The following is a 17,961-nucleotide window of genomic DNA, read 5'->3' on the forward strand; positions in this document are numbered from 1 at the left end:
CAGTCACAGGGAATTCATTCATACCAAAAGCTCCCATTAGCGATGCCCTGCCACCACCGAAAACGGCTGTCGGTGTAGGTATGAGGTTCGTCAGACACCCCATACCAAATGGTCTTGGCAGGACACTACGCCTGCAAAAAACGGCTCATCTTTGAGTTGCCCACGTAGGCATCAAACTTGGTTCGATCAACACATAGCTCAATCCGAGCCCAGCGGCCATAACGAAGAACCACAGCCTTCCCGAGAAAAACATCGTGGCACCGGTCAAAAACATCCAAAACCCTTGCAATGGGCCATAGCTACGCTGGTTCATCAATGCCAAATAGTGGAGCAGTGCAACGCCAGTCAAAACCATGACAAGAAAGATCAGCACCACACCCAGAACCTGAAAAATCATCAGGGATTGCCCATATGACGACAGGCTATGCGCGTAAAAATCCCAGAACGTATGCTGAGATGCCAGTCGTGTCAGCTCATGATCAAACGATGCCTTCGCCAGCATCAGAAGGCGACCACAAACCGCAAGAATGACAATAGGTGCAGCGATGTAAATGCACCAACTGCTTGACGTGAACTGCCCTTTAATCAGTGACACCAGTGCGGTTGTCATGCTGAAAGACAGCAAGGTCGAAAGAAGCGCCCAGAGACAATAATGAACAAGCTCAATATGGATTGCATATTTCCAGACCAAAAAGATCATCCCAAGGCCAGCGGCAATCAGAATGGCCACAGCGCCACTGCCATCGTCGCCAGAACCTGAACGTCGCTGGTTCACAACGATATTAGTGACGAATGTAGTTCTCGTCTGAGTCACCGTGACGGGCGCGTTGACGGTTGGCGAATTAGTAACCCCCGCGAACAATGCACCGAAAACTACCCCCATCAATGGCCCCCAGATCCAGGCCTGCATCGTTGCGTTTGCGATCAAATCCAAAATTGTCTGCATCAACATCCTCTCTGAGAAAATCAAGTCAAACACTGGATGGTTAACCAGTGATGGCCAATAGAACCATGCCCAAGAAAAGAATGCAATTTTGACGTCAGAAATATACCGCCACTTTCAAATGTCGGATCATCCCTCCCGATCTGGTCAAAGACATCAAATCAAGGGCGCTAAAAAACTGAGCAGCGCGGACAATCCAAGCTTTTCAGTCCGTCCATATCACTGATACATTTTCTATTCACTCCTTTGGGAAAGGGCAGTGAAAGACGTGGCTTTAGGACGATGTATGCTCACTTTCCAATACATCGACTACCCGGCCGACAACCACAAGCTGGGCTGGAACGAGATGCTCGCCTGGCTGCGCCAGAAGCGCTGGCAAAGCATGAGCTTTGGCGGGATTGTCTACCTGGTGCTGCTGATCCCCGTGGTGAACATCCTGATGATGCCGGCCGCCGTGGCCGGGGCGACGCTGTTCTGGGTGCGCGAGCGTGGCACCGAAGTGCTGCCGCGCTGAGCCGCCGTCATCAATCCATCATCACCCTGACACAATGACGACATGGCCTCGGTGGACACTGAGGTCATGACGACAGCTCTGCATATCACCCTGATCACCGAAACCTTCCCACCGGAAATCAATGGCGTGGCCAATACCCTTGGCCGCTTGTGCGAAGGCTTGCGCGCCCGCGGGCATCGAGTCGAACTGGTGCGCCCGCGCCAGGGCGGCGACCAGGGCGTGGGCAGCGATGACACGCTGTTGCTGTGTCGCGGCTGGCCACTGCCGGGTTATCCGGGGTTGCAATGGGGCCAGTCGTCGATGCACAAATTGTTGCGCCGCTGGACCCGCCAGCGTCCAGACGTGCTGTACATCGCCACGGAAGGCCCGCTCGGGCTCTCGGCGCTGCGTGCGGCGCGACGCCTGGGGATCAGCGTGGTCAGTGGTTTTCATACCAACTTCCAGCAGTATTCCAGCCAATATGGTTTGGGGCTGCTCAGCCGGATGCTGACCCACTACCTGCGCTGGTTTCACAACTGTTCCAGCCTGACGCTGGTACCCAGCGTGAGCCAGCGCCTGGAGCTTGAGCGTCGGCATTTCGAACGCCTGGCGCTGCTGTCACGCGGGGTCGACAGCCAACTGTTCCATCCCGGTAAACGGCTCAACAGCTTGCGTGAGCAATGGGGGTTGCGCAGCCAGGACCTGGCGATCATCCACGTCGGGCGGCTGGCGCCGGAGAAAAACCTTGGCCTGCTCAAACGCAGCTTCGAACACATGCAGACGACTTATCCACAGCGGCGCTTGAAACTGATCGTGGTCGGCGACGGACCGCAACGGGCGGCGCTGGAGAAGGAACTGCCGGAGGCGATTTTCTGCGGCGCGCAACGGGGCGAGGCGTTGGCCAGCCACTATGCGTCGGGGGATGTGTTTCTGTTTCCGAGCCTCACCGAAACCTTCGGCAACGTGGTGCTGGAAGCCCTGGCCTCGGGCCTCGGGGTGGTGGCCTACGACCAGGCCGCGGCGGCGCAGCATTTGCGCCACGGCTACAACGGCGTGCTGGCGATGCCGGGGGACGAAACGGCGTTCTGCGATGCCGCCGCATGGTTGCTCGAAGAACCGGAAACCTTGCGCTGCGTTCGCCTCAACGCCCGACAGCATGCCAGCCGCCAGGGCTGGGCGGCGATAGTCGAGCAGTTCGAGCGGCAGTTGCGCGGTGCCTGCGCGCCAGAACTGGCTTTGCCGGACAGTGCTCTGTTGCCCTGAACCATTTCGCGAGCAGGACGTACACCGTCCAGGTGGGAGCGAGCCTGCTCGCGAATGGCTGTTGTCTGTCGCCGTTTAAACGAGGGTAGTCAACGCCTCACGGCTGAACGGCAAGATGTCGCCCTCACGCCCTTCGCGCACTTTCAGCGCCCAGTCCGGATCCACCAGCAGCGCACGGCCGACCGCCACCAGGTCGAACTCGTCGTTGTTCAGGCGTTCCAGAAGCTTCTCCAGGCTCGCCGGTTGGGCGACTTTGTCGGTGTTGACCATGAACTGCAGGAACTCGCCGTCCAGGCCGACGCTGCCGACGGTGATCGTCGGTTTGCCGGTGAGCTGGCGGGTCCAACCGGCCAGGTTCAGATCGGAACCTTCGAACTCCGGCTCCCAGAAACGACGGGTGGAACAGTGGAAAATGTCCACGCCAGCGTCAGACAAAGGCTTGAGGAATGCGCTCAAGGCTTCGGGCGTCTGCACCAGGCGCGCGGTGTAATCCTGCTGTTTCCATTGCGAGAAACGGAAGATGATCGGGAAGCCTTCGCCGACCGCCGCACGCACGGCTTGGATCAATTCGATGGCAAATCGCGAACGCTGGGCCAGGTCGCCGCCGTATTCATCGGTGCGCTGGTTAGTGCCTTCCCAAAAGAACTGATCGACCAGGTACCCGTGGGCGCCGTGGATTTCCACGCCATCCATGCCGATGCTTTTGGCATCCTTGGCCGCTTGGGCGAAGGCGTCGACCACGTCCTTGATGTCTTGCCGGGTCATGCCGTGTACCACGACCTGCCCGTCCTTGAGTTTTTCCATCGGCCCGTAGGCTGGCACGCTGGCGTCGGGCTCGGTGCCCAAACGGCGCACGGCACCGACATGCCACAGTTGCGGAACGATCTTGCCGCCTTCGGCGTGCACTGCATCAACCACTTTCTTCCAGCCGGCCAACGCGTCGTCACCGAAGAACTGCGGCACGTTCGGGTAACCGTTGGACGCGCGATGGCCGACCGTGGTGCCTTCGGTGACGATCAGGCCCACGCCCGCCGCCGCGCGGCGACGGTAATACTCGATGACTTTGGAATTAGGCACGCCACCCGGCGAGAACGAACGGGTCATCGGCGCCATGACCACGCGGGACGACAGTTCCAGGGCACCGAGGTGAAACGGTTTGAATAAGGCTTTGGTGGGCATGAGGCGCTCCATTGAAGAACAGAATCGGCGGAGAAAATTTTATGACGCCGATAATATGCAACCGTGCAGGTCTTGAACAGCACTATTGATTTGGGTGATTAAGGCTCAAAAGCCGGGCAAAAAAAATCGCAGCTCAGTGGCTGCGATTTTTCGGCGGATCAGGCCAAGGCTTTTTCGATGGCCTGGATCACCGTCGGATCATCCGGCGCCGTACGTGGCGAGAACCGCGCCAGCACGCGACCGTCCTTGCCAAGCAGAAACTTTTCGAAGTTCCAGGTGATGTCGCCGGGAAACTCCGCGCCTTCGCCCGCCAGCAGGCGGTACAACTGATGGCGATCGTGGCCGTTGACCTCCAGCTTGCTGGCCAACGGAAAACTCACGCCGTAGTTGAGGCTGCAAAACTCCTGGATTTCCTGCTCAGTGCCAGGCTCCTGCCCGGCGAACTGGTTGCATGGCAGGCCCAGCACGCTGAACCCCTTGCCTTTGTATTGCTGGTAGAGGTTTTCGAGCGCCGCATATTGTGGGGTCAAACCACATTTGGAGGCGACGTTGACCACCAGCACGACTTGCCCCTTGAAGGGCGCCAGAGGTAACTCCTGACCATCCAGGCCTGTCAATTTAAGGTCGTGAAAAGCACTCATGACGGACTCCAAATTTCCCGTGTTCTACTCGAAACAGTCACTGCCCGGTACTGCCAGCAACAGCCGCGGACTAAAAAGGCGCCCTCGGGCGCCTCTCCAGTTCTCTGAGCTTAGCGCAGAAAATCAGTGGTGATGGCCACCTTCGCCATGGACGTGACCATGGGCGATTTCTTCCTGGCTGGCATCACGGATGTCGACGATCTTGACCTGGAAATTCAGGCGCTGACCGGCCAACGGGTGGTTGCCATCAACGGTAACGTCGTCGCCGTCGAGGTCGCGGATGGTGACGATTTGCATCTGGCCGTCCGGCGCGGAAGCGTGGAACTGCATGCCCACTTCCAGTTCGTCGACGCCTTCGAACATGCTGCGGCTCAAGGTGCTGACCAGTTCGGCGGCGTATTCGCCGTAGGCATCTTCCGGTTCAACGGCAACGGTCAGCTCATCACCGACGTTCTTGCCTTCCAGCGCCTTTTCCAGGCCCGGAATGATGTTACCTGCGCCTTGCAGGTAGACCAGCGGCGCGCCGCCGGCAGAACTGTCGATGACCTCACCAGCGTCGTTGGTCAGGGTATAGTCAATGGAGACAGCCTTATTGGCGGCGATCGGCATGGGGCGAGACCTTTTGCATAAGAATGAAGAATGGGCAAGTTTAGCGAAGCCATCGCCCGAAAGCGAACACAACCCGGACAGACGGACCATGAGTAAAGCGTCGACCATCGACGGCTTCCATCAGGACGAGGACGGCCACTGGGTGGTCGAGCTGTCCTGCGGCCACACCCAGCACCTGCGCCATCAACCGCCCTGGCAATCCCGGGCCTGGGTCCTCGACCCGACACAACGCCTGGAAAAAATAGGCCAGCCGTTTGCTTGCGGTTGGTGCGCTCAAGGCCCGGTTAGCGATAACCTTGGCGACTGATATCCGGTTGAAGGCCAGCCATAGGCCAATGCCGTTGCCATGCACCTCCAGAGAATTCGCATGCAAACTTTTTTTATCGCGCCCACCGATTTTGGAGTGGGTCTGACCTCCATCAGCCTCGGGCTGGTGCGTACCCTCGAACGGGCCGGGCTGAAAGTCGGATTTTTCAAACCCATCGCCCAGCCCCACCCCGGAGACACTGGTCCTGAGCGCTCCACCGAACTGGTCGCCCGTACTCACGGTTTGAAGCCGCCGCAACCGCTCGGGCTGGCACATGTCGAGCGTATGCTCGGCGACGGTCAATTGGATGAGTTGCTCGAAGAAATCATCACCCTCTACCAGCAGGCGGCCATCGGCAAAGACGTGCTGATTGTCGAAGGCATGGTGCCGACCCGCAGCGCCAGCTACGCCGCGCGGGTCAATCTGCATTTGGCGAAAAGCCTGGATGCCGAGGTGATCCTGGTCTCGGCGCCGGAGAACGAAGTGCTGACCGAACTCTCGGGGCGCGTCGAATTGCAGGCGCAATTGTTCGGCGGACCGAAAGACCCGAAAGTCCTCGGCGTGATCCTCAACAAGGTCAAGACCGAGGAAAGCATGGACGCCTTCGCCGCGCGCTTGAAAGAGCATTCGCCGTTGCTGCGCAGCGGCGATTTCCGTCTACTGGGCTGCATCCCTTTCCAGCCGGAACTGAACGCCCCGCGCACCCGCGACGTCGCCGACCTGATGGGCGCGCAAGTGCTCAATGCCGGCGACTACGAAACCCGGCGCATGACCAAAATCATCATTTGTGCGCGCACCATGCGTAACACCGTCGAGCTGCTCAAGCCCGGCGTGTTGGTAGTGACGCCGGGGGATCGCGACGACATCATCCTCGCCGTTAGCCTCGCGGCCATGAATGGCGTGCCCCTCGCGGGCCTGCTGCTGACCAGCGACACCCTGCCCGACCCGCGCATCATGGACCTCTGCCGGGGCGCCTTGCAGGCCGGTTTGCCGGTGTTGTCGGTGAGTACCGGCTCTTACGACACCGCCAACCAGTTGAACGGCTTGAACAAGGAAATCCCGATCGACGACCGCGAGCGCGCCGAGATCATCACTGATTTCGTCGCCAGCCACCTCGACGCCAACTGGCTGCACCAGCGCTGCGGCACGCCACGGGAAATGCGCCTATCGCCGGCGGTGTTCCGCTATCAATTGATCCAGCGTGCCCAGGCCGCCGACAAGCGCATCGTCCTGCCCGAAGGCAGCGAACCGCTGACCGTGCAAGCGGCGGCGATCTGCCAGGCGCGCGGTATCGCCCGCTGCGTGCTGCTGGCCAAACCGGAAGACGTCGAAGCGGTGGCCCGCGCCCACGGCATCGAACTGCCGCCGGGCCTGGAAATCCTCGACCCGGACTTGATCCGCCAGCGCTACGTCGAACCTATGGTGTCGTTGCGCAAAAGCAAAAGCCTCAACGCCCCGATGGCCGAGCAGCAACTGGAAGACACCGTGGTGATCGGCACCATGATGCTGGCGCTCGATGAAGTCGATGGCCTGGTTTCCGGGGTGATTCATTCCACGGCAAACACCATCCGCCCGGCCTTGCAACTTATCAAGACTGCGCCGGGCTGCACCCTGGTCTCGTCGGTGTTCTTCATGCTGTTCCCGGAAGAAGTGCTGGTCTACGGCGACTGCGTGATGAACCCGCACCCGAGCGCCACCGAGCTGGCGGAAATCGCCTTGCAGAGTGCCGACTCGGCAGCGGCCTTCGGCATCACCCCGCGAGTGGCGATGATCAGCTATTCCAGCGGTGAATCCGCCAGTGGCGAAGAAGTCGAGAAGGTCCGCGAGGCGACACTGCTGGCCCACGAACAACAACATTCACTGTTGATCGACGGCCCGCTGCAATACGACGCCGCCGCCAACGAAACCGTGGCCCGGCAACTGGCGCCGAACAGCCCGGTCGCCGGTCGCGCCACGGTGTTCGTGTTCCCGGACCTGAACACTGGCAACACCACCCACAAAGCCGTGCAACGCAGCGCCGATTGCGTGAGCCTCGGGCCCATGCTGCAAGGCCTGCGCAAACCGGTGAACGACCTGCCGCGCGGTGCGCAAGTCGACGACATCGTCTACACCATCGCGTTGACCGCGATCCAAGCCGCCAACCGACCAGTGGACCTTTAAATGCTGGATTTCCTGCCTGCCCAAGTGCGCGGTGTGATTGCTTCGTTGCTGCTCGCGCTGAATACGATTTTGCTGTGCTCGTTTCTGTTCTGTGTGGCGCTGCTCAAAGTCTTGCCGTTCGCCTTCACCCAGCGCCTGACGCTGTGGCTGATGAGCCACACCCATGAAGCCTGGATCAGCAATAACAAAGGCTGGATGAACCTGGTACGGCGTACGCGCTGGCACCTCAGCGGCCTCGAAGGCCTGGACTACCAGCACTCGTACCTGATCACCAGCAACCACCAGAGCTGGGTCGACATCATGGTCTTGCAATACGTGCTCAACCGGCGCATCCAGCCGTTGAAGTTCTTCCTCAAGCAGGAGCTGATCTGGGTCCCGGTAATTGGCCTGGCGTGGTGGACGCTCGGCTTTCCGTTCATGAAGCGTTACACCAAGGCCTATCTGGAAAAGCACCCGGAGAAGAAAGGCAAAGACCTGGAAACCACACGCAAGACCTGCGCGAAATTCCGCAACAACCCGGTGGGCATTTTCAACTTCGTCGAAGGCACGCGCTTCACACCGGGCAAACATGCGCAGCAGCAATCGCCGTTCAAGTACCTGCTCAAGCCCAAGGCTGGCGGCATTGCCTTTGTGCTGGATGCCATGGGTGAACAGCTGGAGTCGATCGTCAACGTGACGATCCATTACCCGGGTGGGCGTCCCGGTTACTGGGACCTGCTGTGTGGCAACGTAAAGGACGTGGTGGTGCATTTCGAAGAACTGCAAATCCCGCCACAGTTCATCGGCAAGAACTACGACCAGGACGGCGAGTATCGATTGCAGTTCCAGGGCTGGATCAACCAGTTGTGGCAGGACAAGGATGCGTTGTTGGAAAGGATGCACCGCGAGTATCCAGCCAAGTGAATCGGTGGCTGTACTGACCTCATCGCTGGCAAGCCAGCTCCCACAGTGGTGATGGTGTCCGAATTTTTTGTGTACGACGCGATTCAGTTGAGGAGTTGTAATGGGGGCGTTTGTACTTCTTATGTGCGACGCGATTCCTGTGGGAGCTGGCTTGCCAGCGATGGCGATTTCAAGGACACAAAAAACCCGCCAGATGATTGCTCATTGGCGGGTTGCTTTTTACCGGCTAACGCTTAGATCGCGCCGCGTTGACGCAGCAGCTCCAGCACTTGCTTGACGCCCTCTTCCAGCGAGACGGCCTGGGTGTCGATCACCAGATCGGCATTTAACGGCACGTCGTACGGGAAGGACTCGCCCGGGATGTTGTCGCCACCCGCGGCATACAGACCTTGCGGGTCACGCTCGGCGCAGACTTGCGGCGAGGCCTGGACGTATACCGTCAGCAGACGCTCCTTGCCGATCAGGTCCCTGGCCTGCTCGCGGCCCTCGGCACTCGGCGCCACAAACGCGGCCAGGGTCAGCAGGCCCGCTTCGTTGAACTGACGCGCGACATGCGCCGCACGCCGCCAGTTTTCGGTACGCCCGGCGCGATCCTGTGGCAGGCCTTTGTTGAGGTCGTGCCGCAGGTTCTGACCGTCGAGCACGAACACCGCACGACCGAGGTCGAACAGCTTGCGCTCCACCGCGTAGGCCAGGGTGCTTTTGCCCGCGCCCGACAGGCCGCTGAACAACACAGTCGCCGGTTGCTGGCCGAAGCGCTGGGCGCGTTCTTCGGTGGCGACGTGCGCCAGTTTGCCGTGGTGCGTGGCGCTGCCATGGCTCGACGGTTGCGCGATGATCATGCCCGCCGCGACGGTTCCGTTGGTCAAGCGATCGATGACGATGAACGAACCGGTGGTGCGGTTGCTGGCGTAACCGTCCAGGGCAATCGCCGCGTCAAGGCTGATCTTGACCCGGCCGATTTCGTTCAACTGCAACGCGTTCGCCGGACCTTCTTCAAGGGTGTTCACGTCAACGCGATTGACGATGCTGGTGATCGAACCCGGCACGTAAGTGGTGGCGCGCTTGATGTCGTATTTCTTGCCCGGCAGCATCGGCTCTTCAGCCATCCACACCAGCATCGCGTCGAAGCCATCGCTGACTTGCGGGACGTTGTCGGCATGCACCAGCAGATCGCCACGGGAGATGTCGATTTCGTCTTCCATGGTCAGCGTGACGGCTTGACCCGGCCCGGCGTGCTCCAGCTCACCTTCAAAAGTGACGATGGACTTCACGCGGCTGCTCTTGCCCGACGGCAGCACGACGATTTCGTCGCCCTTGTGCACCACGCCGCTGGCCAGGGTGCCGGCGAAACCGCGGAAGTTCAGGTTCGGACGATTCACGTACTGCACCGGGAAACGCAGGTCGGTGTAGTTGCGATCGCTGGCGATCTCGACGGTCTCAAGAATCTCCATCAGCGACTGGCCGGTGTACCACGGCGAACGCTCGGACTTGTTCACCACGTTGTCGCCCTTGAGGGCCGACATCGGCACGAAGGCCATGGTGGTTGGCTTGAAAGCGATGCCGTCGGCGAACTTCAGGTAATCGGCCTTGATCGACTCGAACACGCTTTCGTCGAAGCCGTTGAGGTCCATCTTGTTGATGGCGACCACGATGTGTTTGATGCCGAGCAACGAAGCGATAAAGCTGTGGCGGCGAGTCTGGGTCTGCACGCCGTAGCGAGCATCAACCAGAATGATCGCCAGGTCACAGGTGGACGCACCGGTGGCCATGTTACGGGTGTACTGCTCATGGCCGGGGGTGTCGGCGATGATGAATTTGCGCTTGGCAGTGGAGAAATAGCGGTACGCGACATCGATGGTGATGCCCTGCTCACGCTCGGCCTGCAAGCCGTCGACCAGCAATGCCAGGTCGATGTCTTCGCCGGTGGTGCCGACTTTTTTCGAATCGCGGGTGATGGCTTCGAGGTGATCTTCGTAGATCATTTTCGAGTCGTGCAGCAGGCGCCCGATCAGGGTGCTCTTGCCGTCATCGACGTTGCCACAGGTCAGAAAACGCAACATTTCCTTGCGTTCGTGCTGGCCCAAATAGGCGAGGATGTCCTCGCTGATCAAATCAGATACGTGCGACATGACAACCCCTTAGAAATAACCCTGACGTTTCTTTTCTTCCATCGAGCCGGCGCCATCGTGATCGATGACTCGGCCCTGGCGTTCGGAAGTTCGCGTCAGGAGCATTTCCTGAATGATGTCGGTCAGGCTGGTGGCCTCAGACTCGACCGCGCCGGTCAGCGGATAATCGCCAAGGGTACGGAAGCGCACTTTTTTCTTGACGATGCGCGCCTTGTCTTCGTCGCTCAGGTGATTGAGCAGGCGTTCGTCGTCGATCATGATCCAGGTGCCATTCATCTCGATAACGTCGCGCTCGGCGGCGAAATACAGCGGCACGATCGGGATGCCTTCGAGGTAGATGTACTGCCAGATGTCCAGTTCAGTCCAGTTCGACAGCGGGAAAACACGGATCGATTCGCCCTTGTTGACGTTGCCGTTGTAAACGTTCCACAACTCGGGGCGCTGGTTTTTCGGGTCCCAGCGATGCTTGGTGTCGCGGAAGGAATACACGCGCTCCTTGGCGCGGGATTTCTCTTCGTCACGACGGGCACCGCCGAAAGCGGCGTCGAAACCGTACTTGTCGAGGGCCTGTTTGAGGCCTTCGGTTTTCATGATGTCGGTGTGCTTGGCGCTGCCGTGGGTGAGCGGGTTGATACCCTGCGCCACGCCATCGGGGTTGACGTGGACCAGCAAGTCGAGGCCGAGGTCTTCGACCATCTTGTCGCGGAACGCGTACATTTCCTTGAATTTCCAGCGGGTGTCCACGTGCATCACCGGGAACGGTAGTTTGCCCGGGAAGAACGCCTTGCGTGCCAGGTGCAACATCACGGCAGAGTCTTTACCGACGGAGTACAGCATCACCGGGTTATCAAACTCGGCGGCGACCTCGCGGATGATGTGGATGCTTTCCGCCTCCAGCTGTTTCAGATGCGTCAGTTTGTCGACCATGGCTACTCACGAAAACTTTCTTATGAACGGCCAGCGGGCCGTGTTCGAGCGGGGAATCCTAGCACAGCGACCTATTCTATTCAGGGCGCCAACTAGATCGAAAGGGTATATGAATATGCCTGTGCGTTTGGGCGCTGAGGCGTCCTTGTGGGAGCGAGCCTGCTCGCGAAGAGGCTGGATGAGTCAAACTCGGATGCCGCTGGATACGCGGCCTTCGCGAGCAGGCTCGCTCCCACATTTATTAGTGGTAATGGTCAAATTGGATTCGGGCAATCGATAAAGATGTGCTCCAGCGCGAAGCGTCGCGCCAGGTAATCGCCCAACGCCTGCACACCGTAACGCTCGGTGGCATGGTGGCCGGCGGCGATGAAGCTGATGTCGTTTTCCCGGGCGCTGTGGAAGGTTTGCTCGCTGGCTTCGCCGCTAAGGTATAGATCGACGCCGGCCAGGATCGCCTGATCGATGTAGCCCTGGCCGCCGCCGGTGCACCAGCCGACCCGCCGGATGGTCTGGCTGCCTTCTATCAGCAACGGTTCGCGCCCCATGACCTCTTGCACCCGCCGGGCGAAATCCCGCGGTGTCATCGGTTCGGCGAGGGAACCGACCAGGCCGACGATTTTCGGATTCTGCGGGTCAAGCGGGCCCTCGACGGTGATATCCAGTTGCCGGGCGAGCTGCACGTTATTGCCGACTTCCGGGTGCAGGTCCAGCGGCAGGTGATAGGCCAGCAGGCTGATATCGTGCTTGAGCAGGGTTTTCAGGCGGCGCTGTTTCATCCCGGTGATGCACGGGCTCTCGCCCTTCCAGAAATACCCGTGATGCACCAGCACCAGGTCGGCGCCGGCCTCTACTGCGGCATCAAGCAACGCCTGGCTGGCGGTCACGCCGCTGACAATGCGCGAAACCTGCGGCGAGCCTTCGACCTGCAAACCGTTTGGGCAGTAATCGGTAATCCGCGAACTGCCGAGGTAACGGTCGGCTTCTTCGACCAAGGTGCTCAGGGCGACGGCCATAAAAGACTCCTAAATATCCCGTTCAGAGGCGCGCGTCGCCTCGTATAATGCGCGACATTATGGGCGGTCCCGTTCCGCCTGCAACCTCTGTAGGACGTGCTTAATGCTTAAGGCGCTGCGTTATTCCGGCTGGCCGCTGTTGGCCGGCGTGCTGATCGCTCTGTTGATTATCCAGCGTTACCCGCAGTGGGTCGGGCTGCCGAGCCTCGACGTCAACCTGCAGCAAGCGCCGCAAACCACCACGGTGCAACAGGGGCCTGTGTCTTACGCAGACGCCGTGACCATCGCCGCGCCGGCGGTGGTCAACCTGTACACCACCAAAGTCGTCAACAAACCCAACCATCCGTTGTTTGAAGACCCACAGTTCCGGCGCTTTTTTGGCGACAACTCGCCCAAGCAGAAACGCATGGAATCGAGCCTCGGCTCCGGCGTGATCATGAGCCCGGAAGGCTATCTGCTGACCAACAACCACGTCACCAGCGGCGCCGACCAAATCGTCGTGGCCCTCAAAGACGGCCGTGAAACCCTCGCACGGGTCATCGGCAGCGACCCGGAAACCGATCTCGCAGTGCTGAAGATCGACCTCAAGAACCTGCCGTCGATCACCATCGGCCGCTCCGACAACATCCGCATTGGCGACGTCGCCCTGGCCATCGGTAACCCGTTTGGCGTCGGCCAGACCGTGACCATGGGCATCATCAGCGCCACCGGCCGCAACCAGTTGGGCCTGAATAATTACGAAGACTTCATCCAGACCGACGCCGCGATCAACCCAGGCAACTCTGGCGGCGCGCTGGTCGATGCCAACGGCAACCTGACCGGCATCAACACCGCGATTTTCTCCAAGTCCGGCGGTTCCCAGGGCATCGGTTTCGCGATCCCGGTCAAGCTCGCCATGGAAGTGATGAAGTCGATCATCGAGCACGGCCAAGTGATTCGCGGCTGGCTCGGGATCGAAGTGCAGCCGTTGAGCCAGGAACTGGCCGAGTCGTTTGGCCTGTCCGGTCGGCCGGGGATTGTGGTCGCGGGGATCTTCCGCGATGGCCCGGCGCAGAAAGCCGGGCTGCAACTGGGTGATGTGATTTTGAGCATCGATGGTGAGCCAGCCGGTGACGGGCGTCGCTCGATGAACCAAGTGGCGCGGATCAAACCGACAGATAAGGTTTCGATCTTGGTGATGCGCAATGGCAAGGAAATCAAACTCACCGCCGAAATCGGCTTGCGTCCACCTCCGGCGCCGGTGAAAGAAAAAGAAGGAAACTGAGGCGCTTCCAGAGATTTTCAGCTAACAGCAGACATTCTCATTGGGCATGTTATATTGTTTCAATATCACTATTGGAACAACATAACATGTCGTCTCGAACAATGGCTTCCGTTGCTGGCCTGACCCTCGGCCTGTTGGGTGATCCGGTCTTCGCCGAAGACCCGCAACCCTTGGAACTGGAGGCCATCAGCGTCACCTCCGAATACGAATCCGCCACCGACCCGGTCCACGGCTATCGAGCCTTGCGTTCCTCCAGCGCGACCAAAACCGACACTGCGATCCGCGATATCCCGCAAGCCATCAGCGTCATTCCCGCCGATGTGCTCAAGGACTTGGGCAGCAGCAGAGTCGAACGCGCGCTGGAGTTTGCCGGCGGGGTGTCGAAGCAGAACAATTTCGGCGGCCTGACCCTGTACGAATACAGCGTGCGCGGCTTCACCACGTCGGAGTTCTACAAGGACGGGTTCAGCGCCAACCGGGGTTACCCGAGCACCCCGGACGCCGCCAATATCGAGCGCATCGAAGTGCTCAAGGGTCCCGCCGCCAGCCTCTACGGCCGGGGCGATCCTGGCGGCACGGTCAATATAGTCAGCAAAAAGCCACAGGCCGACGCCTTCACCACCCTGCAAACCAGCGCCGGCAGTTGGGATCGCTACCGCACCGCCCTGGACGTCAACACACCGCTGGATGCCGATGGCAACGTATTGTCGCGGGTCAATCTGGCGGTGGAGGACAACCACAGCTTCCGCGATCACGTTGACAGCAAGCGCGTGTTCGTGGCGCCGTCCATTAGCTGGCAGCTCAGCCCCGACACGCACCTGCTGGTCGAAAGCGAAATCGTCCGCCACAGCTCGACCTTCGACCGTGGCGTGGTCGCACCGAACAATAAGTGGAGTGGCGTCTCGCGCTCGACCTTCCTCGGCGAGCCCAGCGATGGCGACATCGACAACCACAACAACCAACTGCAAGCCGCGCTCGAGCATCAGCTCAGCGACCAGTGGAAGCTGCGCCTGGCCAGTCACTATAAAGAAGGCGAACTCTGGGGCTCGGCCTCGGAGGCGCGGGCGTTGAATGCCGACGGGCATACGGTCAACCGCCGCTACCGCGAGCGCGACAGCGATTGGCACGACAGCATCACCCAACTGGAACTGCGCGGCCTGTTCGACATCGGCAGTTGGCAGCACGAGTTGCTGATCGGCAGCGAGTACGAGAACTACCGCAAGAACGAGCGCGTCACCACAGTCGCCGGCAGCCCTTACGCCATCGATATCTACCAGCCGATCTACGGCCAGCCGAAACCCAACGGCGCGCGCTCGGGCACGGACTTCCTCGAACACGTCGAAAGCCATGCGCTGAACCTGCAGGACCAGATCATCTTCACCGACCGCTTGCGCGGCATGCTCGGTGCACGCTTCGAGCATTTCGAGCAGAGCATCGATGACCACACCCGCACCAGCACCAGCCGTCAACGCCACGATGCGCTGACCCAGCGCGCCGGCCTGCTCTACCAACTGACGCCGGAACTGGGCGTGTTCGCCAACGCCTCCACATCGTTCAAGCCGAACAACGGCCTCGATGCGGCGGGCAAATCCTTCGACCCGGAAGAAGGCGTCGGTTATGAAGTCGGGCTCAAGGCCGAGCTGTTCGACGACCGATTGAGCGCCACCTTGGCGGCCTTCCATATCGACAAAGAAAACGTCCTCGCCCTTGACCCAGGCACCGACACCAGTCGCGCCATGGGCAAGGCCCGCAGCCAAGGCCTTGACTTGCAGGTCAGCGGCCAGCTCAGCGATGCGCTGCGCGTGATCGGCGCCTTCGCCTATATCGATGCCGAAGTCACCGAAGGCGACGCCGCGATCCCGGCCGGCAGCCGCATCCTCGGCGTGGCCAAGCGCAGCGGCAGCCTGCTGGGGGTTTACGAATTTCAGGACGGCCACTTACGCGGCTCGGACGTGGGCGCGGCGTTCACCTACGTCGGCGATCGCTCGGGGGAATCCGGCGGCGAGTTCGAGCTGCCGGCCTATCACACCGTCGACCTGCTGGCCCACTACAAGGCCAGCGAGAACGTCACCGTGGGCCTGAACCTGAACAACCTGCTCGATGAAAAATACTTTGAGCGCTCGTACAGCAACTACTGGGTCAACCCCGGCGAGCCGCGCAATTTCACCGTCAGCCTGACACTCAATCTGTAAAAGGAAGTTTCCATGCAACTGCGCACCTCCCTGCTGCTGCTCGGCGCCCTGCTCGCCGGCCAAGCCTCGGCCCATGGCCTGTGGACCGAACAACGTCGCGGCAATATCGAAGTGATCTACGGCCATGGCGCCGAAGACAATGCGTTCAAGGCGCAGAAGATCAGTGGCGCCTGGGCCTATGACCTGGGTGGCCACATGATCCCCGTGACCGTCGAACGCTTGGCCGACCACGCCCGATTGAAACCGCTGAAAGCCCCCGCCGTGATGGCGGTGGCGCTGAACAACGGAATGTGGTCACAGACTGCCGACAAACAATGGGTCAACCAGGGTCGCAGCAAAGTGCCGGGCGCGATCCAATCGACCGAGACCTTCAAATACAGCCTGGCGATTTACCAGCCGGGCGCTAAGTTGCCGGCGCTCGAGCCGATCAAATTGCTGATCCTGCCGGAAGTTGATCCGCTCACCGTCGGGCCGGGCAACAAGCTGCCGGTGCGAGTGTTGCTCGACGGCAAACCGGCGGCGGGCGTTAAGTTGATCGGCGATTACCGCAGTGCGCCCAACACCCTGAGCACTGAAACCGACGCCGAAGGGCGTGCGCAAGTGCTGGTGAGGAATGAGGGTCTGAATGTCATCGCAGCGCAGATGGAAGTGGCGCTGAAGGACAATCCGGATGTCGCGACCCGAGGCTTGTTCACTTCACTGACGTTCCTCGGCGAACCGCACCACGAGTAACGCCACTAACCTTTGTGGGAGCGAGCCTGCTCGCGAAAGCGGTTCCGGGATGTGCCAGTCACACGGCGTTATCGTTTTTCGCGAGCAGGCTCGCTCCCACATTTGAAATGCATTCCAATGTGGGAGCGGGGCTTGCTCGCGTAAGCGGTTTAGAGATCGCCGAGGCCGTCGATCAGCGCTTGATTCTGCTCCGGCGTACCAACGCTGATCCGCAGGAATTGGGCAATCCGCTCCTGTTTGAAGTGCCGGACGATCACCCCTTGCTCACGCAGTTTCGCCGCCAGGCCGGCAGCGTCGTGCCGAGGATGGCGAGCGAAAATGAAGTTGGCCGCTGACGGCAACACCTCAAAGCCTTTGGCTTCCAGTTGCGCGACTACCTTGTCGCGGCTGTCGATAACCAGCCGACGGGTTTTGTCGAAGTGTTCGCGGTCCTCGAACGCCGCCGTGGCGCCGACGATGGCCAGGCGATCCAGCGGATAGGAGTTAAAGCTGTTCTTCACCCGCTCCAGCGCTTCGATCAAGTCCGGATGCCCAACCGCGAACCCCACCCGCAGGCCCGCCAACGAGCGCGACTTGGACAGGGTCTGCGTCACCAGCAAGTTCGGGTATTGCTGAACCAGGCTGATCGCGGTATCGCCGCCGAAGTCGATGTAGGCTTCGTCGACCACCACCACCGAATCCGGGCTGGCCTTGAGGATTTGCTCGACGGCTTCCAGCGCCAGCACGCAACCGGTCGGCGCATTCGGGTTAGGGAAGATGATCCCGCCGTTGGGCTTGGCGTAATCCGCCGGGTTGATCTGGAACTGCGCATCCAGCGGCACCGCGTCGAAGTTGATGCCATACAACCCGCAATACACCGGATAGAAGCTGTAGCTGATGTCCGGGAACAGCAGCGGCAAATCGTGTTGCAGCAAGCCGTGGAAAATGTGCGCCAGCACTTCGTCCGAGCCGTTGCCGAGGAACACGTAGTTACTCGGCACCTGGTAATACTTGGCGACCGCGTGCTTGAGCAGGTCGCTGTTCGGGTCCGGGTAGAGGCGCAGGTTGTCGTTCAACTCGGCCTGCATCGCGGCCAAGGCTTTGGGCGACGGGCCGTAAGGGTTTTCGTTGGTGTTGAGCTTGACCAGTTTTGTCAGCTTCGGCTGTTCGCCTGGCACGTAAGGCACCAGCGTCTTGACGAACGGGCTCCAGAATTTACTCATG

At 60.3% G+C, this 17,961-nt stretch carries 15 protein-coding genes and 1 pseudogene; 8 read left to right on the forward strand and 8 right to left on the reverse strand.

Going from position 1 to position 17,961, the window contains the following annotated elements; all coding sequences use genetic code 11:
* Positions 1–145: 145 nt before the first annotated feature.
* Complete coding sequence (locus RG836_RS01375) at positions 146–946, reverse strand: hypothetical protein (RefSeq protein WP_310842614.1); 801 nt, start codon at positions 944–946, stop codon at positions 146–148.
* A gap of 289 nt (positions 947–1,235) precedes the next feature.
* Between RG836_RS01375 and RG836_RS01380 the strand changes: the two are divergent.
* Positions 1,236–1,457, forward strand: a pseudogene (locus RG836_RS01380) (EI24 domain-containing protein); the annotation flags it as partial.
* Between the two features lie 42 nt (positions 1,458–1,499).
* The gene (locus tag RG836_RS01385; RefSeq protein WP_310842616.1) at positions 1,500–2,699 is read left to right on the forward strand and encodes a glycosyltransferase family 4 protein; all 1,200 of its coding nucleotides are present in this window, start codon (positions 1,500–1,502) and stop codon (positions 2,697–2,699) included.
* Positions 2,700–2,774: 75 nt separating this feature from the next.
* Here the strand turns inward: RG836_RS01385 and RG836_RS01390 are convergent, their stop codons facing one another.
* The 3 genes from RG836_RS01390 to RG836_RS01400 form a co-directional block, all read right to left on the reverse strand.
* On the reverse strand, positions 2,775–3,878 hold the full coding sequence (locus tag RG836_RS01390; protein WP_310842618.1) for an NADH:flavin oxidoreductase: 1,104 nt from the start codon (positions 3,876–3,878) through the stop codon (positions 2,775–2,777).
* A gap of 158 nt (positions 3,879–4,036) precedes the next feature.
* The gene (locus RG836_RS01395) at positions 4,037–4,519 is read right to left on the reverse strand and encodes a glutathione peroxidase (protein WP_310842620.1); all 483 of its coding nucleotides are present in this window, start codon (positions 4,517–4,519) and stop codon (positions 4,037–4,039) included.
* 123 nt (positions 4,520–4,642) lie between these two features.
* On the reverse strand, positions 4,643–5,128 hold the full coding sequence (locus tag RG836_RS01400) for an FKBP-type peptidyl-prolyl cis-trans isomerase (RefSeq protein ID WP_310842621.1): 486 nt from the start codon (positions 5,126–5,128) through the stop codon (positions 4,643–4,645).
* Between RG836_RS01400 and RG836_RS01405 the strand changes: the two genes are divergently transcribed.
* Genes RG836_RS01405 through RG836_RS01415 form a run of 3 tightly spaced genes read left to right on the forward strand, consistent with a single transcriptional unit; the run spans position 5,097 to position 8,498 of the window.
* Complete coding sequence (locus tag RG836_RS01405) at positions 5,097–5,435, forward strand: DUF3565 domain-containing protein (protein WP_310842622.1); 339 nt, start codon at positions 5,097–5,099, stop codon at positions 5,433–5,435. The two genes, RG836_RS01400 and RG836_RS01405, sit on opposite strands and share 32 nt — an antisense overlap.
* 60 nt (positions 5,436–5,495) lie before the next feature.
* Positions 5,496–7,595: a phosphate acetyltransferase gene (pta, locus tag RG836_RS01410; protein ID WP_310842624.1), complete on the forward strand. Its 2,100-nt coding sequence runs from the start codon at positions 5,496–5,498 to the stop codon at positions 7,593–7,595.
* A complete protein-coding gene (locus tag RG836_RS01415; RefSeq protein ID WP_310842626.1) occupies positions 7,596–8,498 on the forward strand; it encodes an acyltransferase in 903 nt (300 codons plus the stop codon). It abuts the gene before it with no gap.
* Between the two features lie 233 nt (positions 8,499–8,731).
* Here the strand turns inward: RG836_RS01415 and cysN are convergent, their stop codons facing one another.
* The 3 genes from cysN to RG836_RS01430 form a co-directional block, all read right to left on the reverse strand.
* On the reverse strand, positions 8,732–10,630 hold the full coding sequence (gene cysN, locus RG836_RS01420; protein WP_310842628.1) for a sulfate adenylyltransferase subunit CysN: 1,899 nt from the start codon (positions 10,628–10,630) through the stop codon (positions 8,732–8,734).
* 9 nt (positions 10,631–10,639) lie between these two features.
* A complete protein-coding gene (cysD, locus tag RG836_RS01425) occupies positions 10,640–11,557 on the reverse strand; it encodes a sulfate adenylyltransferase subunit CysD (RefSeq protein ID WP_310842629.1) in 918 nt (305 codons plus the stop codon).
* Between the two features lie 254 nt (positions 11,558–11,811).
* Complete coding sequence (locus RG836_RS01430; protein ID WP_310842630.1) at positions 11,812–12,570, reverse strand: Nif3-like dinuclear metal center hexameric protein; 759 nt, start codon at positions 12,568–12,570, stop codon at positions 11,812–11,814.
* A 103-nt stretch (positions 12,571–12,673) separates the two neighbouring features.
* Between RG836_RS01430 and algW the strand changes: the two genes are divergently transcribed.
* From algW to RG836_RS01445, 3 genes are all read left to right on the forward strand, one after another.
* A complete protein-coding gene (gene algW / locus RG836_RS01435) occupies positions 12,674–13,834 on the forward strand; it encodes a Do family serine endopeptidase AlgW (protein WP_310842631.1) in 1,161 nt (386 codons plus the stop codon).
* Positions 13,835–13,920: 86 nt separating this feature from the next.
* Positions 13,921–16,026, forward strand: a complete 2,106-nt coding sequence (locus RG836_RS01440; protein ID WP_310842633.1) for a TonB-dependent siderophore receptor — start codon at positions 13,921–13,923, stop codon at positions 16,024–16,026.
* A gap of 12 nt (positions 16,027–16,038) precedes the next feature.
* Positions 16,039–16,758 carry a DUF4198 domain-containing protein gene (locus RG836_RS01445; RefSeq protein ID WP_310842634.1) on the forward strand — a complete coding sequence of 240 codons (720 nt, stop codon included), beginning with the start codon at positions 16,039–16,041 and terminating at the stop codon, positions 16,756–16,758.
* Positions 16,759–16,907: 149 nt separating this feature from the next.
* Here RG836_RS01445 and hisC read toward each other — a convergent pair whose 3' ends face one another.
* Entirely contained in the window at positions 16,908–17,960 is a 1,053-nt protein-coding gene (hisC, locus tag RG836_RS01450; RefSeq protein WP_310842636.1) for a histidinol-phosphate transaminase, read from the reverse strand.
* Position 17,961 lies beyond the last annotated feature (1 nt).

The organism is Pseudomonas rhizozeae (assembly GCF_031583775.1).
Taxonomy (GTDB): Bacteria; Pseudomonadota; Gammaproteobacteria; order Pseudomonadales; family Pseudomonadaceae; genus Aquipseudomonas.

Coding starts and splice junctions, on each gene's coding strand:
- RG836_RS01400 (WP_310842621.1), bottom strand. CDS start 5,128: ATGCCGATCGCCGCCAATAAGGCTGTCTCCATTGACTATACCCTGACC.
- RG836_RS01405 (WP_310842622.1), top strand. CDS start 5,097: ATGGAGACAGCCTTATTGGCGGCGATCGGCATGGGGCGAGACCTTTTG.
- pta (WP_310842624.1), top strand. CDS start 5,496: ATGCAAACTTTTTTTATCGCGCCCACCGATTTTGGAGTGGGTCTGACC.
- algW (WP_310842631.1), top strand. CDS start 12,674: ATGCTTAAGGCGCTGCGTTATTCCGGCTGGCCGCTGTTGGCCGGCGTG.
- cysD (WP_310842629.1), bottom strand. CDS start 11,557: ATGGTCGACAAACTGACGCATCTGAAACAGCTGGAGGCGGAAAGCATC.
- RG836_RS01385 (WP_310842616.1), top strand. CDS start 1,500: ATGGCCTCGGTGGACACTGAGGTCATGACGACAGCTCTGCATATCACC.
- RG836_RS01445 (WP_310842634.1), top strand. CDS start 16,039: ATGCAACTGCGCACCTCCCTGCTGCTGCTCGGCGCCCTGCTCGCCGGC.
- RG836_RS01395 (WP_310842620.1), bottom strand. CDS start 4,519: ATGAGTGCTTTTCACGACCTTAAATTGACAGGCCTGGATGGTCAGGAG.
- RG836_RS01375 (WP_310842614.1), bottom strand. CDS start 946: ATGCAGACAATTTTGGATTTGATCGCAAACGCAACGATGCAGGCCTGG.
- RG836_RS01415 (WP_310842626.1), top strand. CDS start 7,596: ATGCTGGATTTCCTGCCTGCCCAAGTGCGCGGTGTGATTGCTTCGTTG.
- RG836_RS01440 (WP_310842633.1), top strand. CDS start 13,921: ATGTCGTCTCGAACAATGGCTTCCGTTGCTGGCCTGACCCTCGGCCTG.
- RG836_RS01430 (WP_310842630.1), bottom strand. CDS start 12,570: ATGGCCGTCGCCCTGAGCACCTTGGTCGAAGAAGCCGACCGTTACCTC.
- RG836_RS01390 (WP_310842618.1), bottom strand. CDS start 3,878: ATGCCCACCAAAGCCTTATTCAAACCGTTTCACCTCGGTGCCCTGGAA.
- cysN (WP_310842628.1), bottom strand. CDS start 10,630: ATGTCGCACGTATCTGATTTGATCAGCGAGGACATCCTCGCCTATTTG.
- hisC (WP_310842636.1), bottom strand. CDS start 17,960: ATGAGTAAATTCTGGAGCCCGTTCGTCAAGACGCTGGTGCCTTACGTG.